Below are 14,282 nucleotides of genomic sequence, written 5' to 3'. Positions count from 1 at the left end.
GGGACGGGCATGACCAGAAAACTACGACGAACCCTCGCCGCGGTAGCGGCCCTATCGACACTGCTCCCGGCGACGACGGCGGCTGCGGCAGCACCACGAACGGAGGCCGCCCCGCAGGCGGCGCAGCCGCAGCAGACCGCGGTCCTGGTGTTCCACGGCCCGGTGGCCGAGCAACAGGACCCGGTGTCGCGGGCGGTGGACACCATCAAACAGCTTGGTGCCGTTCATGACATCGATGTCACGGCCAGCACGGACCCGGGTACCTTCACCGCGGCCGGGCTGTCCGCGTACCGCAGCGTGGTCTTTCTCTCCGCGACGGGCGCCGCGCTGAACCGCGACCAGGAGTCGGCGCTGCAGAACTACGTCAAGGCCGGCGGCGGTTTCGTCGGCATCGCCGACGCCGCCCGCGCCCAGGTCGACTCCACCTGGTTCACCGGGCTGATCGGCACCCGCCCGGCCGGCGCCATCCCGGTCGCCGAGCCGGTGACCCGGGTGACCGCCAGCGGTGAGAACCCACCCAACGAGACCAAGGAGAAGCTGACCGACGGCGACGCCAACACGAAGTGGCTGGTGCGCACCCCGACCGCCTGGGTGGCGTACGAGTTGGGCGCACCGAAGAAGATCACCGGGTACGCGCTCACGTCGGCAAACGACTCCTCCGGTCGGGACCCGAAGGACTGGACCCTGCAGGGCTCCACGGACGGCCAGAGCTGGACCGACCTGGACCGCCGCACCGGGCAGACCTTCCCGGACCGCTACCAGACCCGGCGGTTCGACATCGCCGCGCCGCAGGAGTTCACACGCTACCGGCTGAACGTCACAGCGAACAGCGGTGAACCGCTGGTCCAACTCGCCGACCTGCGCCTGTTCACCGGCAGCACCACCGCCCCGGAGCCGCCCGCGGTGAACCGCGCGGTGGTGAACATCCTGGACCGCAAGCACCCGGCCACCGCGTCGCTGCCGCTGACCCTCACCCGGTCCGACCGCTGGGAGAACTGGGACCCGAACCCGATCGGCACCGTGCACACGCTCGCCCAGGTCGAGGAGCGGCACTACAACCCGGGGGCGGCCGCCAACGGCCCCTTCCACCCGGTGTCCTGGTGCCGGGACTACGACGGCGGCCGGTCGTTCTACACCGGCATGGGCCACACCGAGGGCAGCTACGGCGAGGAGGCGTTCCGCACGCACCTCGCCGGCGCTCTCAACTGGACCACCGGTCGGGTACGCGGCGACTGCCAGGCCACCATCGCCGCGAACTACAAGGTGGAGCGACTCACCGCGGCCAACCAGACCGGGCAGCTGGACCAGATCGGCGAGCCGCACGGGCTCACCATCGCGCCGGACGGCACTGTCTTCTACGTCGGCAAGGCGGCCTGCCCGAGCGGCCCGATCGCAGACTGGAACAACCCGAAGGTCGGCCTGGGCTGCGGCACCATCCACTCCTGGGACCCGCGCACCAAGCAGGTCAAGCTGCTCACCACCCTGGAGGTGATGGGCAACCGGGGCAGCGGCTCCGAGTTGGTCAAGAACGAGGAGGGTCTGCTCGGCATCGTGCCCGACCCCGCGTTCGCCGAGAACGGCTGGCTCTACGTCTACTGGATGCCGCACGACTCGGTCGACCGGGTGAAGCGCGTCGGTCAGCGAACCGTCTCGCGGTTCACCTACGACCGGCAGGCGCAGACCGTCGACCAGGCCACCCGCAAGGACCTGTTGCAGTTCCCGGTGCAGATCCACAGCTGCTGCCACGCCGGCGGCGGCATGGCGTTCGACGCGAAGGGCAACCTCTACGTCGGCTCCGGCGACAACAACTCCTCGGAGGGGTCGCAGGGTTACGCCGGCAACAACTGGACCGAGGAGCACCAGGGGATCTCGTTCCAGGACGCCCGCCGCACGTCGGGCAACACCAACGACCTCGCCGGCAAGATCATCCGGATTCACCCGGAGCCGGACGGCACGTACACCATCCCGGAGGGCAACCTGTTCCCACCGGGCACCGAGAAGACCCGGCCGGAGATCTACGTGATGGGCGTACGCAACATCGCCCGCCTCCAGATCGACCCTGTGCACCAGTGGCTGACCGCCGGCTGGGTCGGCCCGGACGCCTCGTCGCCCAGCCCCACCCTCGGCCCGGCGAAGTACGAGACGGCCACCATCATCACCTCGGCCGGCAACCAGGGCTGGCCGTACTGCATGGGCAACCGGCAGCCGTACCGCGACCGCAGCAACACCGACGCGACAGTGCTGACCGGCTGGTACGACTGCGACAACCTGAAGAACACCTCGCCGCGCAACACCGGACTGGAGGACATCCCGGCGGCCCGGGACAACATGATCTGGTATTCGCCCGACGGCGGCGGCCCGGTGTTCCCGAAGCGGACCGACGGCAGCGGTCTGCCGACCTACGTGGCGGCCGACGCCACCTACACGCAGCCGTACCTGCGCGGCGGCGGGCAGGCCATCATGTCCGGCCCGACGTACCACCGGAGCCTCGTCGACACCACCAGTGGCGTGGCGTGGCCGGAGCACTGGGACGGCAAGTGGTTCATCGGTGACCAGTCGAACTCCGCCAACCGGGTCGCGGTCACCGTCGACCCGGCCGGCGTGCCGCAGGCCGCCCCACCGGTGTACGCCGAGTCACTGCGGGCCATCATCCCCGGTGGCAACGGCGACACCCGGTTGCAGAGCTGGATGGACGCGAAGTTCGGCCCGGACGGCGCGCTCTACCTGCTCGACTACGGCGGCGGCTTCTTCAGCCTGCACGCGAACCAGAAGCTGATCCGGGTCACCTACACCGGCGGGGCGCCCACTCCGGCACCGGCGGCGACCTCGGTCGCCGTGCAGAACAAGCCGCTCACCATCTCCTTCACCGGTTCCCGCTCCGGTGGCGTCAGCCACCGCTGGGAGTTCGGCGACGGCGCCACGTCGACCGAGGCGGACCCCCGGCACACGTACGCCACTGTCGGCACCTACACCGCGAAGCTCACCGTCACGTACGCCGACGGTCAGACGGCGACGGTGCAGACCACTGTGACTGTGGGCTGCGCGGTGCCCGACGACCGGTCGACGGTGTGGCTCGGCGACACGGACACCGGGGTGCCCAGTCGCACCGTCGGGCAGGGCTGCACGGCCAACGACCTGATCGACGACGAGAGCACCTGGGCCGACCACAACGGTTTCGTCCGGCACGTCACCGCGGTGGCCCGCGCGTTGCAGGACGACGACCTGCTCAGCACCCGCGAAGCGGGCACCCTCACCCGCCTGGCCGCCGCGTCGGAGATCGGCCGGGACGGGCACACCGGGTACGAGCCGCTCTTCGACGGCACCGCCGAGTCGCTGCGCGGTTGGCAGCAGGCGCCGTCGGGACAGTTCGGCATCCAGCCGGACGGGTCGCTGCGCTCCAGCGGTGGCCTGGGCATGCTCTGGCACACCAAGGAGCTGGGCGACTTCTCGCTGAAGTTGCAGTTCCGGGACATCGCGCCGGGCACCGGCCGGGCCAACACCGGAGTCTTCATCCGGTTCCCGGACCTGCGAACGCCCCTCGACCAGCGGCCACCGGACAGCTGCGGCACTGTCGGGTCGGCGCGGACCTCGGCGGCCTGGATGGCGATCTACTGCGGACACGAGATCCAGATCTACGACGGTGACACCGGCGAGCCGCAGAAGACCGGCTCGGTCTACAACTTCGACCCGGTGCCGCTGGCCCAGGCCGGCGTGACGCCGAAGAACGAGTGGAACGACTACGAGATCCGCGCCGTCGGGCAGCACTACACGATGATCCGCAACGGCGTGGTGATCAACGAGTTCGACAACACGCCCGGCAAGCAGTCCTCGCGCGCCGGCGACCCGCCAACCGACCTGCGTCAGTTCCTGCGCGGCTTCATCGGCCTGCAGAACCACGGTGACAACGACCTGACCGAGTTCCGCAACATCCGTGCGCGGGAACTCTAGGAGTGACGATGACCCGACGACTGACGGCCGCGCTGGCGGCGCTCCTGCTCACGGTGATCCCGTTGGCAGTGGCGCCCGCCTCCGCCGCCCCGCGTGTCGCCGCCGACCAGGTGTTGACCTGGACCGCCGACGACAGCATCACCCAGTACAAGTCCGCGCCCACCACGGCGGTGGCCGGAGCGACAACGATCATCTGGGAGAACAGCGCGGCCACCGGAAACACCACCGGGATGCCGCACACCCTGACCTTCGACACCAGCACCGAGGGCTACAACCACGACGTCACACTCAACATCCTGGCCAGCCCGTTCGACGCCAACGACGGCCGCCACCAGGCGACAGTGACGCTGACCCCGGGCCGGTACCGGTACTTCTGCTCGATCCCCGGCCACAGCTCGATGGTCGGTGAGCTGGTGGTCACCGACGGCGGTGGCGGTGGCGACACCACAGCGCCGACAGTGACCGCCGCGGTCTCCGGCGACCAGGACCAGGACGGCAACTACCTCGGCGCGGCCACTGTGACAGTGACGGCCACCGACGCCGACTCGGGGGTGCAGACCGTCGAGTACCAGGTCGACGACACCAGTTTCCTGCCGTACACCGAGCCGGTGCGGGTGACCGCGATCGGCGACCACGCGGTGCAGTTCCGCGCCACCGACCAGGCCGGCAACACCAGCGCCGTCGGCTCGGTGGCGTTCCGGATCGTCGAGCCGGGGGAGGACGACACCACAGCGCCGGTGGTCGCTGTCGCGCTGGCCGGCGACCGCGACGACGACGGCAACTACATCGGTACGGCCACCGCCACGTTGACCGCCACCGACAGCGGATCCGGTGTCGCCACCATCGAGTACGCCCTGGACGGGGCGGCCTTCACCGGGTACACGAACCCGATCGTGGTGAACGCGGCCGGGATGCACATGCTGCACTACCGGGCCACCGACGTCGCCGGCAACACGTCGGCGGAGCAGATGTCCCACTTCACAGTCGTCGAGCCGCAGGCCGAGGACACCACCCCACCCACTGTCGCCGCCACTGTGGCCGGTGACCGCAACGACGACGGCGGGTACGTCGGCGGCGCGACCGTCACCGTCACGGCCACCGACGCCGAGTCCGGCGTGGCGAAGATCGAGTACGCGCTCGACACCGGAGGCTGGACGGCGTACACCGCTCCGGTCGCCGTCCGCGCACCCGGCGCGCACACAGTGCGGTATCGGGCGACCGACACGGCGGGGAACTCCTCCACCGAGCAGTCGACGTCGTTCACAGTGGTGGTCGACGACACCGACCGCTGCCCCGACTCGGACACCCGGGCCACCGTGGTCATCGACGGGGGCGACACCGGTGTGGCCAACGTGGACACCGGTGACGGCTGCACCATCAACGACCTGATCGACGAACACGCCGACTACCCCGGCCACGCCGAATTCGTCCGCCACGTCGAAGCGGTCACCGCCGCGCTCGTGACCGGCGGCACGCTCGACCGGCGGCAGCAGGGCGCCATCGTCCGGGCCGCGGCCCGATCGGACGTCGGCGCATGAGTCCTCGAACCTCACCGACAGGGAGTACCACGATGCCCGGACGTACCGTCGCCAAGCTCGCCACCGTGAGCGCCGTCATCGCGGCCTCGGTGCTGGCCGTGGCGCCCACCGCACACGCCGACCTGGTCACCCACTGCATCGGCACCGGCGGCGCGGTGACCGTGCCCAACGACCTGCTCGTGCCCGCCGGCGAGTCCTGCGCGCTGACCGGCACTACGATCACCGGCAACGTCACCGTCGCGGCCGGCGGCAACCTGGTAGTGACCGGTGGTCGGGTCAGCGGCGAGGTACGCGTCGCCGCCGACGGGTACCTCGACGCGACCGAGACGACAGTCGACGGCCAGGTGGTGCTCGCGGCCGGGGGGTACGGCATCTTCCTGAAGGACGCCCGCACCGGCACCGTCACCGTACGGCCGAAGGGCTCCACCACCATCGACAGCTTCCTGTTCGCCGAGGCGTCGACGGTCACCGGGCACGTCAACGTCGGTGCCGGCGAGGTCCGGCTCGACCGGGGCACCCAGGTGCAGCGCAACCTCAGCAGCACCGGCACCTATTACACCGACCTGCACGACTCGTTCGTCGACGGCACGCTGTCGGTGCTCAACAGCGCCACCGGCAGCGTGGTGTGTGGCAGTGCGGTCCAGGGCCGGGCCACCTTCGCCGGCAACCTGGGCGGTGTGCAGCTCGGCCCGAACGGCGCCCTCGACAGCTGCGCCTCCGGCGGTTACTGGGGCGGGGACGTGAGCGTCACCAGCACCACCGGCGGCGTCACCGTCGATGACAACATCATCAACGGCCAGTTGGCGGTGACGTCCAACGACCCGGCCGCCCAGGTGGCCGCGAACAACCGGATCCGTGGCGGGGTGACCGGTGACCAGGCGGCCACGACCACCAACCGGTCGGCCCGGGTGGCCGGCCCGGACCGGGAGGACGCCGGTGACCAGCGGGCCGAGGTCCGCCGTACCTCGGCGGTGCAGGAGGCCACCGAGGCGGGCGCCGCCCGGCTCTAGCTGATCGACGCGACGGCGGCCGGCCACCCCCGCGTTCGGGGTGACCGGCCGCCGCCGTCGGGCCGCGTCGACTAGAAGTTACCGGCCGAGTTGCACTTGACGCCCTGGTCGAGGCAGTTGCGCACCCGTGCGGCGAGCGCCTCGTCCTTCCAGGCGTTGAAGAAGTCCGCGTGCATGGAGAACGACGTGCCGGACGCGAGGGTGATGCCGTCCGTGTTCGCGCTCAACGGGTACGAGATCACGAAGGACACCGACGGTACGGGCACCGGGTGACTCTTGGGGCAGGCCCCGGTGTGGTCCCCGTTCGCCATGTGCGCCTTGTGATCAGGGCTGTCCAGGTGCTTGCCGTCCCAGCAGTCCGGGAAGGTGATCTGCCGGACGATGTTCGCGGTCTTGGCACAGACCGGGAACGTCTTGTCGGCGCTGCGGCCGATCTCGCCGCCGATGCCGGCGCACCAGAAGTGGTTGCCCTGCTTGTCCGGGGTGTCGACCTGGTTCTTGGCGTCACCGGTGATCATTCGCAGGCCGAACGGGAAGGGCTGGGTCTTGCTCGGGTCCTTCAGGCGGGAACCGTAGTAGACGGTCACCTCCTTCGGGTCCACGACCTTGCCGTTCTGGTACATCGTCGGCACCCAGTAGGCGGACTGGTCGTCCGGCGAGTTGCAGGTGGTCGCCTTGGACGCCCGCAGCGAGTCGGCTGTCGAGTTGGCGTCGGTCGACTTGTTTCCCCAGAACGTGTGGTTGTGCGAGCCGCCCACCAGCTTCGGCAGCACGATCGGGTCGTCGCTGTTGTGGTGGCTGGTCGTACAGCCGACGTTGAATTCGGGCACCTTGACGGGGTTGCCGGTCACCGGCTTGGGCTTACGCGCGAAGAACGCCTTCGTCGCGGCGGCCTGAGCGGCGGCGTCGATGGTGATCCAGCCGCCGGATGCGGTGGGCGGGGCGGCGCTGGTCGCCGGCGTTCCGGGCTTGCCCGGCGCGGACGGGGTGCCCGGGGCGCTCGGCGTGGCCGACGGGTCGCCCGGGACGGTGGCCGTCGGCGCATCCGGGCCGGGCGAGCCGATGCCGGCGTCGCTGGACGGGCCGGCCCCGGCGGGGGTGCCCGGCGCCTCCTTGCATCCGCCGGCGAGCGCCACGCTCACCAGCAGCAGGGCGGTGACGGAACGACGGTGTCGAGGGGTGGATCGGAGATTTATCAACGGGGGACGCACCTTTCTTCCGAGCACGAAGAATACGAGTCGGCCCCCTGCTCGTTTCCAACCGAAACGATTAATTCTCCCTTAAATATCGCTCTGCGATTGCCTGGTCAGGTTTGTGGAGTCGCCGTGATGTCGACTCGATCTCAATTCCCTGATTTTTCTCCAAAAACTGTAATCGGCGACTGTGGCGGCACTCTGCTTTTCTGCCGGTCTCCCCGGCCGCCGTCCTGCTCAGCACTTGTCGCGTGCCTTGCGCAGGAAGGTCTCCCGGGACACGACAGTCGTCGAGTCGTGTCCGCGCGGCGCCAGCACCTGGTCCGGGCCGATCCGTGGGAGGTCCGCGAGGGTGAAGTCCACCGAGATGGCGTTACGGCGGCTCGACCCGGTGACGGTGTAGGTGACCCCGGGCCGAAATTCGGTGAGCGGCGCGACGTCCGGATCGATGTCCGCCTCGGCCGCTGGGGTGTCGACAGCGTCGGCGACCTCCCAGCCCTCCGGCGGCTGACCCAGCAGGGCCACTTCCACGATCTCACTCGCGGGCGGGCCGTTGATGCTCCACCTGATCAGGGTTCGTTTGCCCGGATCACCCTGATGGTCGTTCTCGAACACGGCGAGGCGCGCGTCCCTGTCCTCGCAGGTGACCAGTACGCCGACCGGCTGACCATCCTGGACGGCGAGGGCGACGATCGGCTCATCCACCGGCGAGCAGGCGGTCAGGAGCAGGAGGGGAAGCGGGAGCAGAATCCATGGACGTCGTCTTCTGCGCATGTCGGCCAGCATTCCACGGCAGCATCACACTTCGATGCCCCGAGGATCACGAAAGGGAAGCGCAACCGAGGGGCCCGGACCGGGTGCCCTGCCGACCGTTCCCACCTTCGTTGCGTGATTTCCGGAAACAGCGCAGGGCGCCGCCGACGCGGAGAGAATTGCCGCCACGGAGCACGCGGAAGCCGGGGGACGTTCGATGGGTTTACGAAGGCGTATGGCGCTCGTTGCGGTGACCGTCGCGGCGATACCGCTGGTCCTCGGTGGGTGCACCACCGAGCGGAAGGCCGCCGTGCGTCCCGCCGAGCAGGAGGTGCCGTCGCCCGAACTGACCGTCACGCCCGCCGATCTCTCCCGGGACGTGCCGCTCAGCGCCGAGGTGGTTCCGCTCGTCACGGGCGGAAAGATCACCGCCGTGCGCATCGTCGACGACGCGGGCACGCTGGTCCGGGCGGAGCCACGCGAGGACGGCTCGGCCTGGGTGCCGAGCGTCCCGTTGCGCCCGCAGCACACCTACACCGTGGCGGTGACCGCCACCGGCGACTCCGGGCGGACCACCACCCGCACCACCACCTTCACCACCGCGGCGGCGTCGACGACGCCGCAGGTGAGCAGCACCCTGTACTTCGCCGACAAGCAGACGTACGGCACCGCGATGCCGGTGACCATCGGCTTCGATCCGCCCATCGCCAGGGCCGCCCGCGCCGACGTGCAGCGTCGTTTGTTCGTCACCACGAACCCACCGCAGCCGGGTGCCTGGTCCTGGGTGGACGACGGCAGTCAGGTCTACTACCGGGCTCCCGACTTCTGGCGGCCCGGGACGACAATCAGTGTCCGGGCTGGCCTGGCGGGTCTGCCGATCGGCAAGAACCACGTCGGTGACGCCGACCGCACCGCGACGTCCCGGATCGGACGGCAGGTGGCGCTCGAAGTCGACAACGCCACCAAGCAGATGCGCGTGCTGCGGGACGGCAAGCTGATCCGCAGGATCCCGGTCAGTCTGGGCAAGCGCAGCACCCCCACGTCCAGCGGCAAGATGGTGATCATGGAGAAGCACCAGTACACCACGTTCGACACGCGCGGCGAGCCGAACGGCGGCTACGTGGTGAAGGTCGAGGACGCGCAACGGCTCACCTGGGGCGGCGAGTTCATCCACGGGGCACCCTGGTCGGTGGCGGATCAGGGACACCGCAACGTCTCGCACGGCTGCACGAACATCTCGCCGGCCAACGCCGACTGGTTGATGGGCGTCACCCGGGTCGGTGACCTGGTCACCTTCACCGGCACCGAGGTCCGGCTCCAGTCGGGCAACGGCTGGACGGCCTGGAACGCCAGTTGGGGCCAGTTCGTCAAGGGCAGCGCGCTGCCCGTACCCGCGGATCTGCGACCGGCCCCGGCGTCGCCGCCGCCCGCCCGTGCGGTCGCCGGTGGCGCGCCGACGCCGGAGCCGACCGCCTCCGCAGGCTGAACCACCGGCCCGAGGCCCACCACGTGAACGTCAACAAATGCGAGCTACGGTAAAACCTGACGTTGACGTGAGAGGCGAGGCTGTGTGGCTGGCGTCACCGGCTGGGGGAGGGGTCCATGCGGATCGGGGAACTCGCCACGAAGACCGGGGTGTCGGTACGAGCCCTGCGCTACTACGAGGAACAGGGCCTCCTGGCTGCCACGCGGAGCAGCGGCGGTCAGCGCCACTACCTCGACGACGCGGTCGACCGGGTGTATCTGATCCAGATGCTGTACGCCGCCGGCCTGTCCAGCCGAACCATCCTCGACCTGCTGCCCTGCGTCGACGCGAAGGTCAACACACCGCAGTCGCGGGCCATGCTCCGCGCCGAACGCGACCGCATCGATCGGCAGATCACCCAACTCCGGCAGGCGCGCGAGCGGCTCGACGAGGTCATCGCGCTCAGCGAGAGCCCGGCCAACGGTTGCACCCGTTCGGACACCGACGCCGCGAGGGCGTAGCGACGCGGCGAGTCCCCCGACCTCGTGGCGATCGGTGGCAGCCCAGCAGGGCGTCGTTCGGTGTGTGGAGCTGCTCAGCTGCCAACGATCAAGAATGGGCCAGCTCCGGGATGCCGTAGTGCTGGTCGAGGACCTGCATGGCGGCGCCCGCGGCGATCACGTCCGCGCCGAGGCTGGACAGGGCCACCCTGGTGCTGAGCCAGTCCGCCCGCCGGGCGTCCGCCCCGACGGCCTCGGTGACCGCAGCGAGATAGGTCTGCGGGTGCCGGAGGAGGTCCGCGCCCGCCAGCACCACGTGGGCGAGGTCGAGGGTCTGGAGCAGGTTGACGACGCCGACGGCCAGAACGCGGGCGGCGTGTGCGATGTCTCCGGCCTCGGCGGCCCGGTGGTGCACGATCTCCAGGCACCCGTGCCGACCGCAGACGCAGCGGGGCCCGGTCAGGTCGACGACCGTGTGGCCGAACTCGCCCGCGTTGGTGTGCGCCCCCCGGTGGGCCGCACCGCCCAGCCAGAAGCCGCCGCCGATGCCGGACTCGACCATGATGAGGGCGGCGTCGCCGAACGTCGCGCCGTGCCGCCAGGCCTCGGCCGTGATCCCCGCGGTGACGTCCTTGTCCAGGTGGACGGGGAGGCCGAGGTGTTTCTCGGCGATCTCGCGCAGCGGTACGTCGTGCCAGTGCCGCAGGCCGTGGGCGTCGCGGACCAGGCCGTTGGCGTGGTCGAGTGGACCGATCATGCCGATGCCCAGCCCGGTGAGCCGGCCCCGCAGGTCGCCGATGCCGGCCAGCGTGTCGATGCCGGCGCTCAGGGCGCCGAGGAGCTGCTCCGGGGTGAAGTCGCGGGGCAGTGGGCTGACCGCAGAGGGGTGCACGGTGCCGGCCAGGTCGACCAGGACGAGCCGCAGCGTGCGGCGGGCCACGTGGGCGCCGATCGCGTACCGGCTGTCCGGGACGAGTTCGTAGACGACAGCGGGCTTGCCGATGCCGGGACGTCGCACGCCGGCGGGGCGGATCAGGCCGTCGGCGGTCAGCCGGGCGATGACCTTGGAGACCCCCTGCGGTGTCAGGCCGGTGGCCTCGACCACTGTCGAGCGCTCGAACGTGCGGGCCGTGCGTCCCACCGCCATGACCATGGCCTCGTTGTAGCCGCGTAGGAAGGTGACGTCGGCAGTGACGCGAGTCATCTCACCACCCTATTACGCAACGCTGTTGCTAAATTTTTTCGGTGATCGAGATGAGTAGAGGCCGACGGCTGGCGGCGCTTGCCGCCCTCGCACTGGGCGGCGTCGCGGTCGGCCTGACCGAGTTCGTGGCGATGGGGCTGCTGCCCGACATCGCCCGCGGTCTGCTCCCGCACGAGTACGCGCGGTCGTCGTCGGACGCCGTCGCCCGGGCGGGCTGGATGATCACCGCGTACGCGCTCGGCGTGGTCGTCGGCGCGCCGCTGATCGCCGCGTTGAGCGCGCGCCTGCCCCGCAAGAAGCTCGTCCTCGGGCTGCTCGTGCTGTTCGCTGTCGGCACTGTCGCGTCCGCGCTCGCCCCCACCTTCGACCTGGTGCTGGTGGCCCGGTTCGCGGCGGCGCTGCCGCACGGCGCGTACTTCGGCGCGGCCGGTCTGCTCGCGGCGACCCTGATGGGCCCCGGTAACGAGGCCCGTGGCTTCGCCACGGTGCTCGGCGGTCTGACAGTGAGCAACCTGGTCGGCGTACCCCTCATCACGCGGCTCGGGCAGACGGTCGACTGGCGGGTCGCGTACCTGGTGATCGCCGGCTTCTTCCTGCTCACCCTGCTGGCGGTGCTGGCGGTCGTTCCGGAGGTCGCCGCGGCGGTCGACGGCTCGCCGGCCGCCGAGTTGCGGGCGCTGCGGACCTCGCAGGTCTGGCTGGTCGCCGCGACCGGCGCTGTCGGGTTCGCCGGCTTCTTTGCGGTGAACACCTACATCGCACCGGTCACCACCGACGTCACCGGCCTCTCCGCCGCGACGGTGCCGTGGACGTTGGTCGCTGTGGGTCTCGGGATGACCGTCGGCAACGCCCTGGGCGGTTGGCTGGCGGACCGCGACCTGCAGCGGAGCATGGTCGTCGGCTTCGTGGCGATGATCGTGAGCATCGCCGTGTTCAGCCTCGTGGCGTCGACCCGTGTCGGCCTGTTCGTGGGTGCGTTCCTGGTCGGTGCGACCAGCCTGTATCTCGGTCCGGTCCTGCAGGCGCGCCTGATCACCGTCGCCCCGGGAGCGCAACTGATGGGCGCGGCGGTCAACCAGTCGGCCATGAACATCGCGAACAGCCTGGGCGCCGCGCTGGGCAGCGTTGCCATCGCCGCTGGATTCGGCTACCTCGCGCCGGCCCGGGTGGGCGTCGTACTGGCGGTCGTCGGGTTGATCCTGGGGCTGGTCAGCTTCGCCGTCGGGCGCCGGGTGCGCGAGCGGGTCCCGGTCATCGTCTGACGAGTGCGAGCGGTCCCGGCCACCGTCTCGACCTGAGGTGGCCGGGCCGTCCGCGAGGCGCGGTCAGAAGTCGTCGACGCTGACCGTCACCCGGTCGGTGCTCGATCTCCAGTTGGGTACGTTGATTACCTCGTGGCCGCCGCCGCGTTGGCCCACGGTGATCCGGACCAGGCCGAGGTGTGCCGGCGTCGCCGGGATGAAGACGTCCATGCCGGTGATGAAGGTCTGGCTGAAGAACTCCGGCAACGGGGCCGTCAGGTCGGTGACGCCGTCGCTGCCGTCGTCGAAGGCGAAGATGCCGATCGTCCGCTTGACGCGGGGTGCGTTCGCCGCGTTCAGGACATCCCTGCCGTTGATCCAGAGGTGGTCGCCGGCGTCGCCCTGGTCGCCCCACCACTCCTTCTGCCGTTGGATGGTGAGCGCCGTGTGCCTGTCGCTGGTCTCGACCAGGCCGCTGAGGCCCTCGCCCGGCTCGCTGGTCGCCAGGCGCACCAACGAATCCGAGCGGAGGAACGGCTGGAAGTAGAAGTGGTGCGTCGCGGCGCCCGGGCGCACGATGGCGAACTCGTAGCGGGCCGTGGCGAGCACCGGGAGAGGGCCGAACGAGCCGTCGCCGCCGAGCGACAGCCGATGCGCGGGCCGGTGTGACAGCCGGCCGCCGGTCAGCGGGCTGACCGGGTAGACCTCGAGGGTCGCACCGGTGACACCGACGTTGCTCGGGAAGAGCACGGCGCGGCCGGAGACCCGGGCGGCGCCGAAGAGTTGCGGCACGATCCGCGTCGTGTGGGGTGCGCGGGCCCGGAGGAAGCCGAAGATCTCGGTGAACGATTCCACCGACGACACGGTCTGGGTGTGCGACTGGTCCGGCAGGTGCACGTTTGTCGCGCCGACGACGGCGCGGGCCGGGTCACCCTCGCCCCAGATGGCGAGCGTGGGCACACCACCCGGCGGCGAGGTGGCGGTGCGCCCGTCCAGGTTGACGTAGTGCGCGACCCGGACGGCACGCTCCGGCGAGCTGGTGAGGTAGCCCTGCGAGACGAAGGTGCCCAGTGAGTGCGCGACGAGGTCGACCCGGTCCGCGCCGGTGGCCGCCAGCAGGCGGGAGATCCGTGCGTCGAGTCCCGCGTACACCTGGGGCAGGATCGTCGCGACGTTCGGGGAGTCGTACTCGTGGGCTTCGATGATGTCGATCGGGTACCCGTTGCTGGCCAGCCGTTTGGCCTGGGTCTCGAACTGCGCCGCCGATCCCGCGCTGCCGTGTACGAAGACCACTGGACGGTATGTCGGCGTGGCGGCGGCTTCGGCGGCGCGTGGAACGGCGACGGCGGACAGGCTGGCCGCGAGGGCGATCCCGGCCACCACGGAGAGCAGGCTCCGGCGAGATGTGTGCATCGATCCTCCACCTGGGA

General features: G+C 70.3%; 10 protein-coding genes. 6 read left to right on the top strand and 4 right to left on the bottom strand.

The genetic code is table 11. From position 1 onward, the window contains the following. Positions 1-9: 9 nt before the first annotated feature. The 3 genes from ABZ794_RS20015 to ABZ794_RS20005 are packed head-to-tail and all read left to right on the top strand — an operon-like array spanning position 10 to position 6,496. Complete coding sequence (locus ABZ794_RS20015; RefSeq protein WP_357516876.1) at positions 10-3,948, top strand: ThuA domain-containing protein; 3,939 nt, start codon at positions 10-12, stop codon at positions 3,946-3,948. Positions 3,949-3,956: 8 nt separating this feature from the next. Then, positions 3,957-5,486: a plastocyanin/azurin family copper-binding protein gene (locus ABZ794_RS20010; protein WP_357516873.1), complete on the top strand. Its 1,530-nt coding sequence runs from the start codon at positions 3,957-3,959 to the stop codon at positions 5,484-5,486. 32 nt (positions 5,487-5,518) lie between these two features. Further along, entirely contained in the window at positions 5,519-6,496 is a 978-nt protein-coding gene (locus tag ABZ794_RS20005; RefSeq protein WP_238689378.1) for a hypothetical protein, read from the top strand. 71 nt (positions 6,497-6,567) lie between these two features. Here the strand turns inward: ABZ794_RS20005 and ABZ794_RS20000 are convergent, their stop codons facing one another. Continuing rightward, positions 6,568-7,695 carry a DUF1996 domain-containing protein gene (locus ABZ794_RS20000; RefSeq protein ID WP_210781153.1) on the bottom strand — a complete coding sequence of 376 codons (1,128 nt, stop codon included), beginning with the start codon at positions 7,693-7,695 and terminating at the stop codon, positions 6,568-6,570. A gap of 231 nt (positions 7,696-7,926) precedes the next feature. Further along, the gene (locus ABZ794_RS19995) at positions 7,927-8,463 is read right to left on the bottom strand and encodes a hypothetical protein (protein ID WP_357516871.1); all 537 of its coding nucleotides are present in this window, start codon (positions 8,461-8,463) and stop codon (positions 7,927-7,929) included. Positions 8,464-8,677: 214 nt separating this feature from the next. Between ABZ794_RS19995 and ABZ794_RS19990 the strand changes: the two genes are divergently transcribed. Further along, complete coding sequence (locus ABZ794_RS19990; RefSeq protein ID WP_357516869.1) at positions 8,678-9,928, top strand: Ig-like domain-containing protein; 1,251 nt, start codon at positions 8,678-8,680, stop codon at positions 9,926-9,928. Between the two features lie 116 nt (positions 9,929-10,044). After that, on the top strand, positions 10,045-10,428 hold the full coding sequence (locus ABZ794_RS19985; protein ID WP_210781150.1) for a MerR family transcriptional regulator: 384 nt from the start codon (positions 10,045-10,047) through the stop codon (positions 10,426-10,428). Positions 10,429-10,516: 88 nt separating this feature from the next. Here the strand turns inward: ABZ794_RS19985 and ABZ794_RS19980 are convergent, their stop codons facing one another. After that, complete coding sequence (locus tag ABZ794_RS19980) at positions 10,517-11,611, bottom strand: ROK family protein (RefSeq protein WP_238689381.1); 1,095 nt, start codon at positions 11,609-11,611, stop codon at positions 10,517-10,519. A 50-nt stretch (positions 11,612-11,661) separates the two neighbouring features. Between ABZ794_RS19980 and ABZ794_RS19975 the strand changes: the two genes are divergently transcribed. Next, a complete protein-coding gene (locus ABZ794_RS19975; RefSeq protein ID WP_357516866.1) occupies positions 11,662-12,873 on the top strand; it encodes an MFS transporter in 1,212 nt (403 codons plus the stop codon). A gap of 63 nt (positions 12,874-12,936) precedes the next feature. Here ABZ794_RS19975 and ABZ794_RS19970 read toward each other — a convergent pair whose 3' ends face one another. Further along, positions 12,937-14,265, bottom strand: coding sequence for an alpha/beta hydrolase (locus ABZ794_RS19970; RefSeq protein ID WP_357516864.1), 1,329 nt, complete (start codon positions 14,263-14,265; stop codon positions 12,937-12,939). Between the last annotated feature and the right edge of the window lie 17 nt (positions 14,266-14,282).

It is taken from the genome of Micromonospora sp. NPDC047187, from assembly GCF_040643355.1.
Classification (GTDB): Bacteria; Actinomycetota; Actinomycetes; order Mycobacteriales; family Micromonosporaceae; genus Micromonospora; species Micromonospora salmantinae.
This window is presented reverse-complemented; position numbering and strand designations above follow the sequence as displayed.